11 protein-coding genes and 2 pseudogenes are annotated in these 14,205 nt (G+C 63.0%); 3 read left to right on the forward strand and 10 right to left on the reverse strand.

Going from position 1 to position 14,205, the window contains the following annotated elements; all coding sequences use genetic code 11:
• Positions 1 to 2 precede the first annotated feature (2 nt).
• The 4 genes from E5S69_RS24965 to E5S69_RS24980 all read right to left on the reverse strand — a co-directional run bounded on the left by E5S69_RS24965 (position 3) and on the right by E5S69_RS24980 (position 5,642).
• Positions 3 to 1,457, reverse strand: a complete 1,455-nt coding sequence (locus E5S69_RS24965) for a mannose-1-phosphate guanylyltransferase/mannose-6-phosphate isomerase (protein ID WP_171517141.1) — start codon at positions 1,455 to 1,457, stop codon at positions 3 to 5.
• A 334-nt stretch (positions 1,458 to 1,791) separates the two neighbouring features.
• Positions 1,792 to 4,056, reverse strand: coding sequence for a polysaccharide biosynthesis tyrosine autokinase (locus tag E5S69_RS24970; RefSeq protein WP_171517142.1), 2,265 nt, complete (start codon positions 4,054 to 4,056; stop codon positions 1,792 to 1,794).
• 12 nt (positions 4,057 to 4,068) lie between these two features.
• A complete protein-coding gene (locus tag E5S69_RS24975; protein WP_171517143.1) occupies positions 4,069 to 4,506 on the reverse strand; it encodes a low molecular weight protein-tyrosine-phosphatase in 438 nt (145 codons plus the stop codon).
• Complete coding sequence (locus E5S69_RS24980) at positions 4,503 to 5,642, reverse strand: polysaccharide biosynthesis/export family protein (RefSeq protein WP_171517144.1); 1,140 nt, start codon at positions 5,640 to 5,642, stop codon at positions 4,503 to 4,505. The genes E5S69_RS24975 and E5S69_RS24980 overlap by 4 nt, the downstream gene beginning before the upstream one ends.
• 501 nt (positions 5,643 to 6,143) lie before the next feature.
• On the opposite strand from E5S69_RS24980, the gene galU reads away from it, so the two are divergent.
• The gene (gene galU, locus E5S69_RS24985) at positions 6,144 to 7,040 is read left to right on the forward strand and encodes a UTP--glucose-1-phosphate uridylyltransferase GalU (protein WP_171517145.1); all 897 of its coding nucleotides are present in this window, start codon (positions 6,144 to 6,146) and stop codon (positions 7,038 to 7,040) included.
• A 56-nt stretch (positions 7,041 to 7,096) separates the two neighbouring features.
• Complete coding sequence (locus E5S69_RS24990) at positions 7,097 to 7,912, forward strand: undecaprenyl-diphosphate phosphatase (RefSeq protein ID WP_171517146.1); 816 nt, start codon at positions 7,097 to 7,099, stop codon at positions 7,910 to 7,912.
• A gap of 148 nt (positions 7,913 to 8,060) precedes the next feature.
• On the opposite strand, the gene E5S69_RS24995 is transcribed toward E5S69_RS24990, so the two are convergent.
• From E5S69_RS24995 to E5S69_RS25005, 3 genes and pseudogenes are all read right to left on the reverse strand, one after another.
• Complete coding sequence (locus tag E5S69_RS24995; RefSeq protein ID WP_171517147.1) at positions 8,061 to 8,627, reverse strand: phasin family protein; 567 nt, start codon at positions 8,625 to 8,627, stop codon at positions 8,061 to 8,063.
• Between the two features lie 168 nt (positions 8,628 to 8,795).
• Positions 8,796 to 9,026 (reverse strand): hypothetical protein, encoded by a 231-nt coding sequence (locus E5S69_RS25000; RefSeq protein WP_171517148.1) that lies wholly within the window; start codon positions 9,024 to 9,026, stop codon positions 8,796 to 8,798.
• A gap of 229 nt (positions 9,027 to 9,255) precedes the next feature.
• A pseudogene (locus E5S69_RS25005) lies at positions 9,256 to 9,660 on the reverse strand (phosphotransferase); the annotation flags it as partial.
• A gap of 4 nt (positions 9,661 to 9,664) precedes the next feature.
• On the opposite strand from E5S69_RS25005, the pseudogene E5S69_RS25010 reads away from it, so the two are divergent.
• Positions 9,665 to 9,982: pseudogene (locus tag E5S69_RS25010) on the forward strand (MFS transporter); the annotation flags it as partial.
• Positions 9,983 to 10,104: 122 nt separating this feature from the next.
• Here the strand turns inward: E5S69_RS25010 and E5S69_RS25015 are convergent.
• From E5S69_RS25015 to E5S69_RS25025, 3 genes are all read right to left on the reverse strand, one after another.
• Positions 10,105 to 11,415 carry an MFS transporter gene (locus E5S69_RS25015; RefSeq protein WP_171517149.1) on the reverse strand — a complete coding sequence of 437 codons (1,311 nt, stop codon included), beginning with the start codon at positions 11,413 to 11,415 and terminating at the stop codon, positions 10,105 to 10,107.
• Between the two features lie 480 nt (positions 11,416 to 11,895).
• Positions 11,896 to 13,515, reverse strand: a complete 1,620-nt coding sequence (gene guaA, locus E5S69_RS25020; protein ID WP_171517150.1) for a glutamine-hydrolyzing GMP synthase — start codon at positions 13,513 to 13,515, stop codon at positions 11,896 to 11,898.
• Positions 13,490 to 14,101 (reverse strand): hypothetical protein, encoded by a 612-nt coding sequence (locus tag E5S69_RS25025; protein WP_171517151.1) that lies wholly within the window; start codon positions 14,099 to 14,101, stop codon positions 13,490 to 13,492. The genes guaA and E5S69_RS25025 overlap by 26 nt, the downstream gene beginning before the upstream one ends.
• Positions 14,102 to 14,205: the final 104 nt, after the last annotated feature.

Here is a 14,205-nt window from a genome sequence, read left to right on the forward strand (position 1 = left end):
AATCAGGCTTGCTCGACCTTGGATCCGGCAGCAGGCGCGCGGCCATAGGCATCGTCAAAGCGGACGATGTCGTCTTCTCCCAGGTAGCTGCCGCTCTGCACTTCGATCAGTTCGAGCGGGACGCTGCCAGGGTTCTCCAGGCGGTGGATGGTTCCCAGTGGGATATAGCTGGACTGGTTCTCGCTGAGCAAAAAGGTGTCGTTGCCGCAGGTCACCCGAGCTGTGCCCTTCACGACGATCCAGTGTTCCGCCCGGTGATAGTGCATTTGCATGGAGAGCTTCGCACCCGGCTTGACAGTGATGCGCTTGACCTGGTAACGCAGGCCTTCGTCAACGGAGTCATAGCTGCCCCATGGGCGATAGACCTTGCGATGATCCGCGGCTTCGCTGCGCCCCTGCTCACGGACCACGTCGACGAGCGCCTTGACCTCCTGGCATTGGTCCTTGTGCACCACCAGCACCGCATCGGGGGTTTCGACTACCATCACGTCCTCCACACCCGCAATGGCAACCAGGCGGTGCGATGCATGGACCAGGCAGCCCTTCGCTTTTTGCACGATGACATCACCTGTCGTGACATTGCCGTCAGCCTGCTTTGTGCCAAGCTGCCACACTGCGTCCCATGCGCCAACGTCGCTCCACTCGGTGGCAAATGGCACCATCTGCGCACGCGTGGTGTGTTCCATGACGGCGTAGTCGATGGAGTCGCTCGGGCTCCGCGCGAATGCGGCTTCATCGAGACGGAAGAAATCGAGGTCCTTTTGGCCCAGGCTGACGGACTCCTCGACCGCGCGCAGAATCTCGGGCGAAAATGCGTCCAATTCGGCAAGAAACGCCGACGCACGGAAAAGGAAGATACCGCTGTTCCAGAAGTAGCCACCCTCAGCCAGGAACTGGTTCGCGCGCGGCAACGATGGCTTTTCTTCAAAGCATGCAACCTCGAAGCTCGATTCCGTGCGGCGAACACCGGCCTTGATATAGCCATACCCGGTAGCGGGCGCGGTGGGCGCTATACCAAAGGTGACAAGAGCTCCGGCCTGCGCAGCGGCAACGCCTTGCGTCACGATGTTTGCGAAAGCGGACGCATCACGGATCAGGTGATCCGACGGCAGCACAAGCAGCAGCGGATCCTGCCCCGCGGCAAGCATATGCAGAGCAGCCGCGGCCAGGGCGGGGGCAGTATTTCTGGGTTGCGGTTCCAGCATGAATTCGGCGGCGCCGATGCCGATCTCGCGGGCTTGCTCCGCCACCATGAACCGATGCGCATGACTGGTGACAAGCAATGGTGCGCCAATGCCCGGAATCCCCTGCACGCGCAGCAGCGTATCCTGCAGCAACGAGCGGTCGCCCAGAAGCTTGAGGAATTGCTTCGGATAGCCCTCGCGTGACAGCGGCCACAGGCGTGTTCCGGAGCCACCACAAAGAATAACGGGAACAATCACGGCTGGGTCTTGCATCCGAACTCTCCTTCTGCCATTGCAAATGTCAGTCAGCCCCCTCAGCGTCGGCAAGACGAGTGAGAGCGCGCCGCGCGATGGCGACGGTTATCCCTGCATTGAAGAAGTCCCTCTGGACAACCGGATTGCCGCCTCGGCAGACAATCCAGCCGTCCGGATGGTCGTGGAAGGCGGTAGTCAGATGCGCACAATGACCTTGCTGACCGCCCGTCACGCAGACACGCCTGCTTCTTTGAGCTGGCTGATATATGGCCGGTCTCTATGCCGGCTCGGCCGTCGGAAATTGCGTCCGACGTGGGCCCGTACCCCTACCTGTTCAGCTTGTCACGGCACTTCATTTGCCATCCACAGTCACCGGCTGGGTCGCGGTATCCGCTGCATAGCCGTAATACGCATACCGATACCGTCCATACTTCGATCCATATCCGTAGCGATATGCATTCGGATCCAGGCCATTGAACGCCACGCCATTCACATTGGCATTTGCCTGGCGTAGTTGCTTGGCGGATTCGGTCACTTCGCCGATCGTGGTTTTCTCGAACCGCGTCACCAGCAGCACGGTGCCGCAGCGGGCCGCGAGGATTGCGGTATCGGAGACGGCAAGTACCGGCGGCGTATCGATGAGGACAATGTCGTACTGGTGTTCCAGCTCATCGAGCAGCTTCACCATGCGCGCGTTCAGCAAGAGCTCGGCCGGGTTCGGAGGCAAGCTGCCTGTACTGAGAAAGTCCAGGTTTGCAAGGACTTCGCGGTGTACCGCCTTGTCAATACTCGTATTGCCGATCAGCACATCCGCCAGGCCGTTGTTGCGAGGCTTGCCAAAATACTGGTTCAGGTGGCCCTTGCGCATGTCGGCGTCGATCAGCAGCACGCGCCTGCCGCCAGAGGCCATCACCACGGCGAGATTGGCCGAGATAAATGACTTGCCGACGCCCGGGGTGGGCCCCGTCAGCAGCACGCGCTTGTTGTCCGCGTCGAGCATGGCAAACTGCAGGGCCGTGCGCAGACTGCGCAGACTTTCAATCGCCGGCTCATTGGGATTACGTTCTGCCAGCACGAAATTGCCGCGCTTGCGCTGCCGGATTTCTTCGGTAAGGAAAGTCTGGGCAGACGACAAGGGTACGGTCGCGTAGACGCTCAGACCCGTATGCTGCTCGATGTCCTGTGAATCGGTGATGCCGCCGAACAACGCGTTGCGTACAAAGGCCACCACGACACCGATCAGAATGCCCAGGATAGCAGCCAGCGCTATCACGAGGCCCTTCCTGGGCTTTACGGGGTCCTCGGGAACCGGGGCATTATCGAGCAGGCGTACATTGCCGACCTTGCCGGCCTTGACGAGCTTGAGCTGCTGCATATTGTTCAGCAACCCGACGTAAAGATCATTGTTGACTTGCACGTCGCGCATGAGCCGCAGGGTGTCCTGCTCCATATCGGGGAAGGCTTTCATGCGCGAAGCCATGGCAGCGACCTTGGTGTTCAAGGCCGCAATTTGCTGGTCGACGGCCTGCAAGCCCGGATGAGAGGCAGCGAAACGTGTCGAAAGCTCGGTGCGCTTCTGCTTCAACTCAAGCAGCCTTGTTTCGGCCATCACGTTCTCTTGCAGGAAAACCTTACCTTCCTCGCTCAGGTTGAAGGTATTGCGCTTGTTGCGCATATCGTTGTACTTAACCTCGGCCCGTTCCAGCTCGCCCTTGAGTTGTGGCAGCAGGTCCCCCAGGAAGACGAGCGACTTCTCCGCCTCCGCGGCTTTACGCTTGATGTTCTGCGCAACGTACTCTTCGCCAATCTCGTTCAGAATGCTCGCCGTGACCTTCGGGTCGGTACCGTCAAGCGAAGCACCAATGATCCCGCTCTGCTTTCCTTTCTCGATGATCTTGAGTTGGTCCTGGAGGGCTTCGACTGTCTGCAGGTGCGAGTACCGCACGAGGTTGAATTCGATCCCCGCCTTCGCCTTGATCTCTTTCACCAGGAGCGTGAAGTCGCCCGCGCTCTGTCGCGCGGTCAGCGGCTGGCCGACATGGCCATCCAGGGGCGCATCCAGGCTCGAATGCTCCACCCGGTAGCGCCCGTCACCCAGGGCGATCAACTTGAACTTTGCGCCCTCGAGCGATTCAGGGACATCGAACTGCTCAACATTGATCGATTCCCTGGCCCATGCAAAGCCTCCGAACCCGAACAGCCCGGGCTCGGAGAGGCCCTTGGCGCTGGCGGCCATGCTGGCGCCGACAAAAGGGAAATAGTTGGGCTTTGCCGAAATATAGAGCCGAAGATTGTCCACGGCCTTACTGACGACCATGCGCGAGCGCAGGATCTCGATCTCTGCCGTGGCCAGGGCCTTGACGTCAAACAGGCTGGAAACGTCTCCCAGCAGGCTGTTGGCGCTGTTCGGATTGTCCTCCACCTGCACCAGGATATCCGCCCGATAGACTGGCCGAGCGAGGAATGCGTAAGCCACCCCCAATGCCAGCACCACACCGGCAATGGACGCGATAAGCCAACGGCTGGCAAGCAGCACATCAAGATACCGGACGAGGTCAAGCTCGTCCTCCGGAGGCGCCGCAACAACAACTGGAGGGGGAGTCTGGTTCATCTGCATGGGCTCAAACAGTTATCGAAGCGCCTGGATGCGCGGCACCCAGGCTTCCACGCCGCGCTGGATCAACTGCAGCACGTTTTCGAAGGCCGGACGCGCCTCGCGATAGGGATCCGGCACGTCGAACCCGGCAAGCTCACCGATGCGGAAGACCCGGCCGGTGGTAGCCGGGTGCAGGTGCTGGACATCTTGTCGCTGGGTGTTGTCCATGACGAGAATAAGGTCCGCACGCGTCGTCATGGCGCGGCTCAGTTGCTGGGCCCGATGGCCGTTGATATCCACGCCAATTTTCTGCATGACCTCGATGGCGTGCGCATCGGCGGGCTTGCCTGTGAGCGCGCCAAGTCCGGCGGAAATGACGTTCGCCTCCGGCAATGCCTGCTGGAGGAGTCCCTGCGCCATCGGGCTCCGGCAAATATTGCCGATACACACCACGAGTACGGTCTTGATCATTTGACCGCGTTCGCCGTGGACGTGAAGAAGTTGCCGCTCGGCAGCAGCTGGTTGATCACGCGGCTCCAGCGGACCACTCCTGCGGCATCCACGTAGACGACGTCCTTAGGCTTGAGCTCGAAAGATTCGGCCAGTGCAAAGGAGACCGGGGACTTTCCGTCGAGGTGGAACACCTGGGCTTCGCCATCGCTGCTTTTGCGGATAACGTAGAGTTCCTTCGCGTTGGCCGAGAGCGGGTTGACGCCGCCCGCTTCGCCGATGGCCTCGCTGAGCGTCAGGCGGCCGTTGCGGGGCATGACGGCCACAGGCCTCACGACTTCGCCGGTCACGAATACCTTGCTGTCCTCGCGTTGTTCCACGCGCACGATGTCGCCGTGCTGCAGCAAGATATGGGCGGGGTCGATGCCTTGCTGCAGGAGCGCGGGCATGTTGACGATGTAGTTCTTGCCGTCGCGGGAAATGCGGATGCGGCTATTGTCGCCGGTCAGGACGTTGACACCGCCGGCGCGGTTCAGCGCTTCGACCAGGGTCATGGGTACGTCGTCGATGTTCTGCGGGCCCGGCGTCCTGACTTCACCGTCGAGATAGACGCGCTTGCTGCGGAAGGCGAGCACGCGAACGGTCACCTGTGGCATGTTGACGACAGGCTTGAGCTGCGTGCTCAGCTGTCCGCGGATCTCGTCCGGCGTGCGGCCGACCACCTTGAGCACGCCCGCATACGGAAACTGGATGGTGCCCGCGGGGCTCACGACATAGCCCGGGACATTGGCCGCGCCGCTGTAGTTCGGGATCTCGTAGGCAGTGCCGATCGAGTAGGTCTGCGTGGGGAACACCAGTTCCGGGTGGTCCCACACAACGATCGACAGAATGTCGCCGACGCCAACGGTATAGGGCTTGGGAACATCGTACAGCTCCTCCACCCCGGCGTTCGTCGCCGGCGTGGCCGCCTTCAGCGCACGCAACAGCGTCGGCGTGATCTGCGTGATTTTGGGCACCGAATCCGGATCCTCCGGATCGAGTGGGCGCTGCGGGTCGAAGCGCATGCCTGGCGCCAGTGCGCAGGATGCCAGCAACGGAACGATCCCCAGGCACATAACGGCCCTGCCAAACCTCAAGCTGCTTGAAAGCTTTAGCACGTCTCGATGATTCCCTTGTTTGCAAGAAGACCCGCATGGCCCGCCGTCACCTGCCCCCATGGCAGCGGTGACTCCGCTGGTTCGACATGGCACCCGGGGGTGCTTCCGCTTTTTTGCACGGCTGCGGAACGGAACCTGGCGGTGTTGACTGGTCGTGCACCGACGCGCTTGGCGCGTTCTTTTCTGCACTGCGTCATACGCAAATGACCGGCGAAGTTTATGGCTCGCGGGACTACATCTTCAAGGCGCGGGCGGCGTTTTTACCAAGTTTCCGATCCCCCCATCGGAGTGGAAGCGAATTCCGTCCCAACCCCCGAGGGGTACCGTGGGTGGTGCGACGCAGCACAATCGCGGGTGGCACCCCGTGCCGCCTTAAGGGTGTAGGCGATTGATTCCCTGTTGCGCCTACACCCTCTTTCTTTGACGGCCGATCCAGGCCTGACGCCGTCATGGTCGCCATCGCCCCAAGCTGTGCCCAAACCTTTGAAGGGAACCACTGAAATGACAAGTCGCGTTAGCAAGGCCGTCTTCCCGGTCGCAGGCCTGGGCACCCGCTTCCTGCCCGCCACCAAGGCCAGCCCCAAGGAAATGCTGCCGGTGGTGGACAAGCCGCTGATCCAGTACGCCGTGGAAGAAGCCATGGCCGCCGGCATCACCGAGATGATCTTCGTCACCGGCCGCTCCAAGCGCGCCATCGAGGACCATTTCGACAAGGCCTTCGAGCTGGAGGTGGAGCTCGAGGCCAAGAACAAGCGCGCCCTGCTGGATGTGGTGCGCTCGATCAAGCCGGCCAACGTCGAATGCTTCTACGTGCGCCAGTCCGAAGCGCTGGGCCTGGGCCACGCGGTGCTGTGCGCGGCCAAGCTGGTGGGCGACAGCCCGTTCGCGGTGATGCTGGCCGACGACCTGATCGACGGCAACCCGCCGGTGATGAAGCAGATGGTGGACGCCTACGACCACTACAACTGCTCGGTGCTGGGTGTGGAAGAAATCCTGCCCGAGCAGAGCCGGTCCTACGGCGTGGTCGACGGCCGCGAGTGGGCCGAGGGGGTGATCAAGGTCTCGGGCATCGTCGAAAAGCCGGCGCCGGAAGAGGCTCCGTCCAACCTGGGCGTGGTCGGGCGCTACATCCTGACGCCGCGCATCTTTGACCACCTGCGCGCACTGAAGCCCGGCGCCGGCGGCGAATTCCAGCTGACCGACGCGATCCAGTCGCTGCTCAGCCAGGAGCAGGTGCTGGCCTATCGCTACCACGGCACGCGCTATGACTGCGGCAGCAAGCTCGGCTACCTGAAGGCCACCGTCGAGTTCGCGCTCAAGCACCAGGAGACCGGCGCGCATTTCCGCAGCTATCTGGAACAGCGCGAGCCTCAACTGCTCCACAGCCTGGCGGCCTGACGCTCTCCTGCTCCGCGCCCCTTCGAACCGCACAGCAACCACAAGGCAGCCGCCACATGATCGACTGGATCCACCTGGGCAAGGCATTCTTTCTCGGCCTGCTCGAGGGCCTGACGGAATTCCTGCCCATTTCGAGCACCGGGCACCTGATCCTGGTCGGCGATTGGATCGACTTCGCATCCCATGAAGCGCGCGTGTTTGACGTGGTGATCCAGCTGGGCGCCATCCTGGCCGTGTGCTGGCTATACCGTGCCAAGATCACGGCCCTGTGCGACGGCGTGGTGCGGCGCGAGCCGGATGCGCTGCGCTTCGCCACCGCGGTTCTGGTCGCCTTCCTGCCAGCCGCGGTCATCGGCGCGCTGCTCATCGGCCCCATCAAGCACCACCTCTTCGATCCGGCCGTGGTCGCCGCGGCCTTGATCGCGGGCGGGCTGGTCATCCTCTGGGCAGAGCGGCGCAGCGCCGTGCCGCGCATCCACGCCATCGAAGATTTCGGCTGGAAGCAGGCCATCGGCATCGGCTTTGCGCAGTGCGTGGCGATGATTCCCGGCACGTCGCGCTCGGGCGCCACCATCGTCGGCGGCATGCTGTCCGGCGTATCGCGGCAAGCGGCGACCGAATTTTCTTTCTTCCTGGCCATCCCCACCATGCTTGGCGCCGCCAGCTACGACGCCGTGCGGCACTACCACTTGCTCAGCATGGCCGACTTCTGGGCCATTGCCGCCGGCTTCAGCGCGGCCTTCCTCTCCGCGCTTTTTGTCGTCAATGCGCTGGTGCGGCTGGTGGCGCGGCATTCGCTGCGCGTGTTTGCCTGGTATCGGATTGCGCTGGGGGTAGTGATTGCGGGGGTGAGCGCGGTGCCTTCGCTGTAAGCGCCAGACGCGATGTTTGCTGCCGGCGATAGCCGAATAACTGCCGCGACGTATTCCTTCCAAAGCATCACGTCACAGCAGTTATCCGCTCGCTGGCGAGCGTCCCCGGAAGGACGTCAATTCACGCCCACTCCAACAACAGGGGCTACTACTTTGCCGCTGCCTGGGAATGCTGCGCGGTGCGCCGTCGCGCGCCCGGCGAGGCCGCTTGCGACACAGTATTGAAACTGCTCTCGGCTGCCTGCGCGGCCTGCTTTGCCGTCGCGTGCAAAGACTCGTAGAACATGGTGGTCGCGTTCAGGGCCTCCTGCCAGGCCGCCAGTGGCGCCGTCGGCCCGGCTTGCGTTTTGCTCGTGACGCTTGCAATGAAGTCATGCAGGCCCTGCTTGCCTGCCGTGTACTGGACCTCGCCAACCTTGTCGAACTCGGTACGGGTCGCGGCCAGAATTTCGATCAGTTGGCGACGATATGCCAACGCCCGCTCAGTGGCGGGTGGAATGGATTCCATCTGCAATGCCAGAAGGTCTTGCGGGTTCGAAACAGACAGGACTTTCTCCAGGCCTTCCTGTGTCTCTGCCAGCGTGGCCTTCATCGTCTGCAGGTTCAGCTCCGTCACATGCTGGAAGCACTCAAAGGCCTTGCCGGTCAGGCCGACCAGGGCTTCGATGCCTGCAAGCTGCGCTTTGGTGAAGTGCTCGGGGGACCACTGAGTCATCTTTCATCTCCTGGAGGCGACCCACCACCCGGGCAATTCTGGGAATGCACCTTGGCGCGGGACTGGGATCAATGAAGACGGCGTTGCCGCGGCCGTTGCCGGGCGACGCCGAATGCAACCCCGGGGGACGCGGCGAATGCCCGTGCCCCCGGGATTCATGCAAGCGGCTCATCGAGAAGCCGGGCGTGCGCGACAATCCCGAGCGGGAACACGCCCGAACGCCTGGAGCAAGGCGTAGCCCCGGGTTGTGACCCGGGCCCTGGTCTGGTCCTGGCCCCAATGCTCGAGCGCAACCAGCTGCTGCGCCCGCAGCGCCTCGACATCCGCGAGGTCAAGTTCTGTCGATTCGGCGCTGTCGTTCAGCAGCACCAGGGTGGCAAACTCATGATGACTCAGCACAGTTGTCTCCTAAGCTATAGATCTATTTTTGCTACGGGACTTCACTGCCATCCGGGACAGGGTGGACGCAATCCATAGGTCCACCTCGGATGCGAGGTCTGGCCGGAGCGATTTCCTTTGCTCCGAACAGTCATCCTAGGCACTGGCCATCAACAATTCAATACAATTAGCAGACATCTGGTGGTTATCCCTAATGCCCGCCTGATTTGACGCTCGGGCACGCCAGGAATTACGCAAAAGTCATCCGCACGTCCACGCGCTGCGCCTGCGCCCAGGCGAGATCGGCCACCCGCGCGAAGCGCTCGCCCATGGCGTGCGCGTCGGCGCTGGAAGCCGTGCCGCGCGCAACGCGGCCCTTGATGCCATGGAGGATCGCCGCGAAGCGGAACATGTTGAAGGCGATGTAGAAATCGAGGCTGCCGAGGTCGGCGCGCCCGGTACGGCGGCAATATGCCTCGACATAAGCCGCTTCGTCCGGCAGTCCCTCGGCCGCCAGGTCCCGCCCCGCGATACCGCCCAGGATTTCGGGGGGCATGCGGAACATCATGGCGTGGTAAGCAAAGTCGGCAAGGGGATCGCCAAGGGTCGACAGCTCCCAGTCCAGCACGGCCAGCACGCGTGGCTCGGAGGGATGCTTCGTACTCAATGCTCTGCCGTCGCTGACTTGCCTGCTGCTGGTGGTCGGCTGTCTGGCCATTCCCATGGCCATGACCTCTCCCGCGACGCTGGTGCTGGTGAGCGAGGTCTTGCCGCAGCGACTGCGCGCCACCGGCATGGCCGTCACCTATTACGTGGCCATTGCGGTATTCGGCGGCTTTGCCCAGCTGTTCTCGACCGGGCTGATCCACCTGACGGGCAGCCCGAATGCACCGGCGTTCTACCTGATTGGCTGCGGCGTGCTATCGCTGGTCGGCTTGGCCATGGTACCGGAGACGCTCGGCCGCAAGCTCTCGTAGGCACGCCTGGTCAGCGAAACCGGAGTCGTTCTGTGCAGTGACGGGTCCCGGCGCCGGGGTGCCGCCCGCTTTGCGGCGGCGCCCTTCTGCATGGCTGCGACGCTCGCCCAAGACACGGGTGGCTAGGTGCGCTCCGCGCGCCGGACGTCGTCGAGCCCCGCGGCCTCGACCTCAGGATTGGGTTCGCCGTCCCGGGTGGCGATCAACGCTTTCGGCGTCAGCGCGATCAAAGGCAGGATCAGGGCGTAGACCACGGTGGTAGCGATCACGCAATATGTGAAACCATGCGCTGGACTGCTGCTGTAGATCGCTGAGCCCAGCAGATCGCCGGCCCTTGCCGACAACGCGAGCACGCCGTCCACCAGCATCATCAAGGTGCCTTGCAAGCCTGGCGGACACGACCGCATGGCAAGATCGAAGTATGCCGCGGTAGCTACACCGCCCATCAGCCCGATCGGCGCTGCCAATGCAAGAGCGAGGTCGGCCGACTGAATGAATGCCAGCGGAATCATCTGTGGCACAGCGATGACCGTTCCCCACCACAGCAACTTGTTCAGCGCGACTTTCTTGCACAGGAAGCCATACAGCAAGAAAGTCGGGATAAAGGCAGCGGCAAAGATCCCGTTATAGAACGAGTAAACCGAATCCGACGCATGCAGTTCATTGGCCAGGTAGAACTGCAAGGGCGTGGCCGAGCCTGGCGCAAAGTTCCACAGGAAGCAGATCAGCACCGCCGGATAAACGGCCTTATGCCTGACCAGCCGCCGGACGTTGCCAAGGAAATCCGCACCTCTGGCGGACGGCTTCTCATAGATATGGTCGAAGACGGAAACGGGCTTCCACAGCCCTAGCCCGGCCACCAATAAAGCCGCCATCGCCACCAGCAGGAACGCTTCTCTTGCAGCAAGATGATCGGAGATGTACCCGGAAGCGAAGGCTCCCGCCACCACCGGGACGGAGCCGACCACGTTCAACAGAGCGCTGAGGCGGCCTGACATGCGCTTTTCCTGGCCCACCAGCGCGATCAACCCCTGAAAGGCCGCGGCGACGAAGCGGGACGAGACCATCGCCAGCAGCATCCCGATCACCAGTCCCGCGTATGAGAAACCGGAAAATGCGATCCAGATGAATGCTGCCGCGGTTGCCGGAGCAAAAATCAGGAAGAAGCCGCGATCCCGCAATCCCAGCGGGTCCCATTGGTCGCGCGCAAGGCCGAAAGCGAACGCAACATACACCGGGATGCCGGTCACCAGTCGGAATACCGAGATCTGCGTCGCCGTCGCATTCAGCTGGTTCTTCAGTATGTACGAGGTCTGTATATCGACCAGGTAACCGGCCGGTGTCCCCAGGGCGATGCACAGGGTCAGGCAACCGAAGTACAGCAGGGTTCGGTCATTGTTCCCTGGACCATGACAACCTGAGGTGGCCAGCATTTTCGTGGCTCGACAGCGAGACTGGTTCGGCGAGTTGCACGGCGGAATGGCGGTTCCGAAAATCGCCTCGAGCGACCTGCCCAAGCGGGCGTCTGCCCGGTCCGACGCTACTGTCAGAGTAGGCGAAAATGGGATGGAATGTCCCCAGGGTCTGCCTCATTGCTGATAGGGAATCTCCGGGGTCTTGTTCAGCCTGCCCTCAGGGCCAGCGCGCTGGGCTTGTGTTTCTCGATATTGAATGGCAGCAACGCCGCCGCGTGGCAGGCGCCTGGCGGCACTGGACGGTCGCGGCCGCCCTCGCCCCGCCAGGCCTGCCCTCCTCCGCTATCGCTCGGGATGAGTTTACGGGACCATGCCGTCAGTGCGGCGCATGCTGAAGTCCGATCAGATCGAAATCCGGTTGCCACAACGTATTTTCTGCTAATTCAACACGTTATGGCAGCTTCCGATAGCTGGCGATAGTCCCGGCAGGTCCCGGCTTCACTCCCACTCGATCGTCGCCGGCGGTTTCCCCGACACGTCATACACCACCCGGTTCAAACCCCGGACTTCGTTGATGATGCGGTTCGAGCAACGCCCCAGCAGCGCATACGGCAGGTGCGCCCAGTGCGCGGTCATGAAGTCGGTGGTCTGCACGGCGCGCAGCGCAACGACGTAGTCATAGGTGCGGCCGTCGCCCATCACGCCGACCGACTTGACCGGCAGGAACACGGCGAAGGCCTGGCTGGTCAGGTCGTACCAGCTCTTGCCGACGTGCTCGGGCTCGCACAGGCCGGCTGCGGCGTCCTGTTCGGTGGCGATGGTCTTGCGCAGCTCTTCGATGAAGATGGCATCGGCGCGGCGCAGCAGGTCGGCGTAGTCGCGCTTGACTTCGCCCAGGATGCGCACGCCCAGGCCCGGGCCAGGGAACGGGTGGCGGTAGACCATTTCGGGCGGCAGGCCCAGGGCCACGCCCAGCTCGCGCACTTCGTCCTTGAACAGGTCGCGCAGCGGCTCCAGCAGCTTCAGGCCCAGAGTCTCGGGCAGGCCGCCGACGTTGTGGTGGCTCTTGATGGTGGTGGCCTTCTTGGTCTTGGTGCCGCCCGACTCGACGACGTCGGGGTAGATCGTGCCCTGGGCCAGCCACTTGGCGTTGGTCAGCTTGCCGGCCTCGGTCTGGAACACCTCGACGAATTCGCGGCCGATGATCTTGCGCTTCTGCTCGGGATCGGTGACGCCGGACAGATGCCCCAGGAACTGGTCCGAGGCGTCGACATGGATCACCTTGGCGTGCAGGCGGCCCACAAACATTTCCATTACCAGCTTGCCTTCGTCCTGGCGCAGCAGGCCGTGGTCGACGAACACGCAGGTGAGCTGGTCGCCAATGGCACGATGGATCAGCGCCGCGGCCACCGACGAATCAACGCCGCCGGACAGGCCCAGGATGACTTCTTCATCGCCGACCTGTTCGCGGATCTTGGCCACCGCCTCCTCGATATGGTCGCGCATGACCCAGTCAGGCTTGCAGCCCGCGATCTGCAGCACGAAGCGCTCCAGCATCTGGCGGCCCTTGACCGTGTGCGTGACCTCGGGATGGAACTGCACGGCGTAATAGTGGCGCGTTTCGTCGGCCATGCCGGCGATCGGGCAGCTGGGCGTCGACGCCATCAGCTTGAAGCCGGGCGGCAGGCCGGTGACCTTGTCGCCATGGCTCATCCAGACCTTGAGCATGCCGTGGCCTTCCGGCGTGCGGAAGTCCTCGATGTCCTTGAGCAGTTCGGTATGGCCGTGGGCACGCATCTCGGCGTAGCCGAATTCACGGTGGTCGCTCCACTCGACCTTGCCGCCCAGCTGCACCGCCATGGTCTGCATGCCGTAGCAGATGCCCAGCACCGGCACGCCCAGGTCCCACACCGCCTGCGGCGCGCGCAGCTGGTGGTCTTCATAGGTGCTGGCGTGGCTGCCCGACAGGATGATGGCCTTGGGGGCGAATTCGCGCACGAAGGCGTCGGTGACGTCGTTCGGGTGGATCTCGCAATAGACGTGCGCCTCGCGGACGCGGCGGGCGATCAGCTGCGTGACCTGCGAGCCGAAATCAAGAATGAGGATTTTGTCGTGCATGATGGGCCGATGGCGTGTCTTCCGGGATGGGCTCGGTCACGACTTCCGTGCCGGGGCCATAGCCCGGCGGCGGCGTGATGACCGGCTCGCGCCGGTATTCTGGGGTATTCGTTGGGCGCGCCGCGGGGGCAACGCCGGGTTCCTTCCTGCTTTCCTGCTCCTGCAGTGCGCGTTCCATCTTCCGTTGCTGTTCGCGCACGCGCACGCGCTTGGCCGCCGGGATCTGCACCACGGCAAAGAACAGCAGCACTACCGCCATGGTCGGCACCCAGATCTTGCCGGCGCCTTCCAGCGGCAGCTCCAGGAACACCATCCAGGCGATGATCAGCACCGCGCTGGCGAGGTTGACGTAGCCAGCCGTGCGGGCCACCGGCACCGTCAACTGGCCATTGAAGGCGGCCTGCCACAGCAGCACCGACAGCCCCACCAGCGCCACGCCCAGCAGCTGACCGAACAGCGCCGGCTGTGGCTGCGGCAACTGCAGCGCGGCATACAGCGTGGTGAACGGGGACATCAGCAGCAGGATGCCAAGCAGCAGGTCCACCAGGGCATCGAAAAACAGCACGGCTCGCAGCAACACCTTCATTGGCGCTCCTCGTCTTGGCCCCGGCCGGTGGTGCGGCGGGCATCAGGACAACGCCTGCATGGCGCGCGGCCAGGTTCGGATGGGATGGCGGGTCGGGCGCAAGC

The sequence above is a fragment of the Cupriavidus necator genome (genome assembly GCF_013141915.1).
Lineage (GTDB): Bacteria > Pseudomonadota > Gammaproteobacteria > Burkholderiales > Burkholderiaceae > Cupriavidus > Cupriavidus necator_B.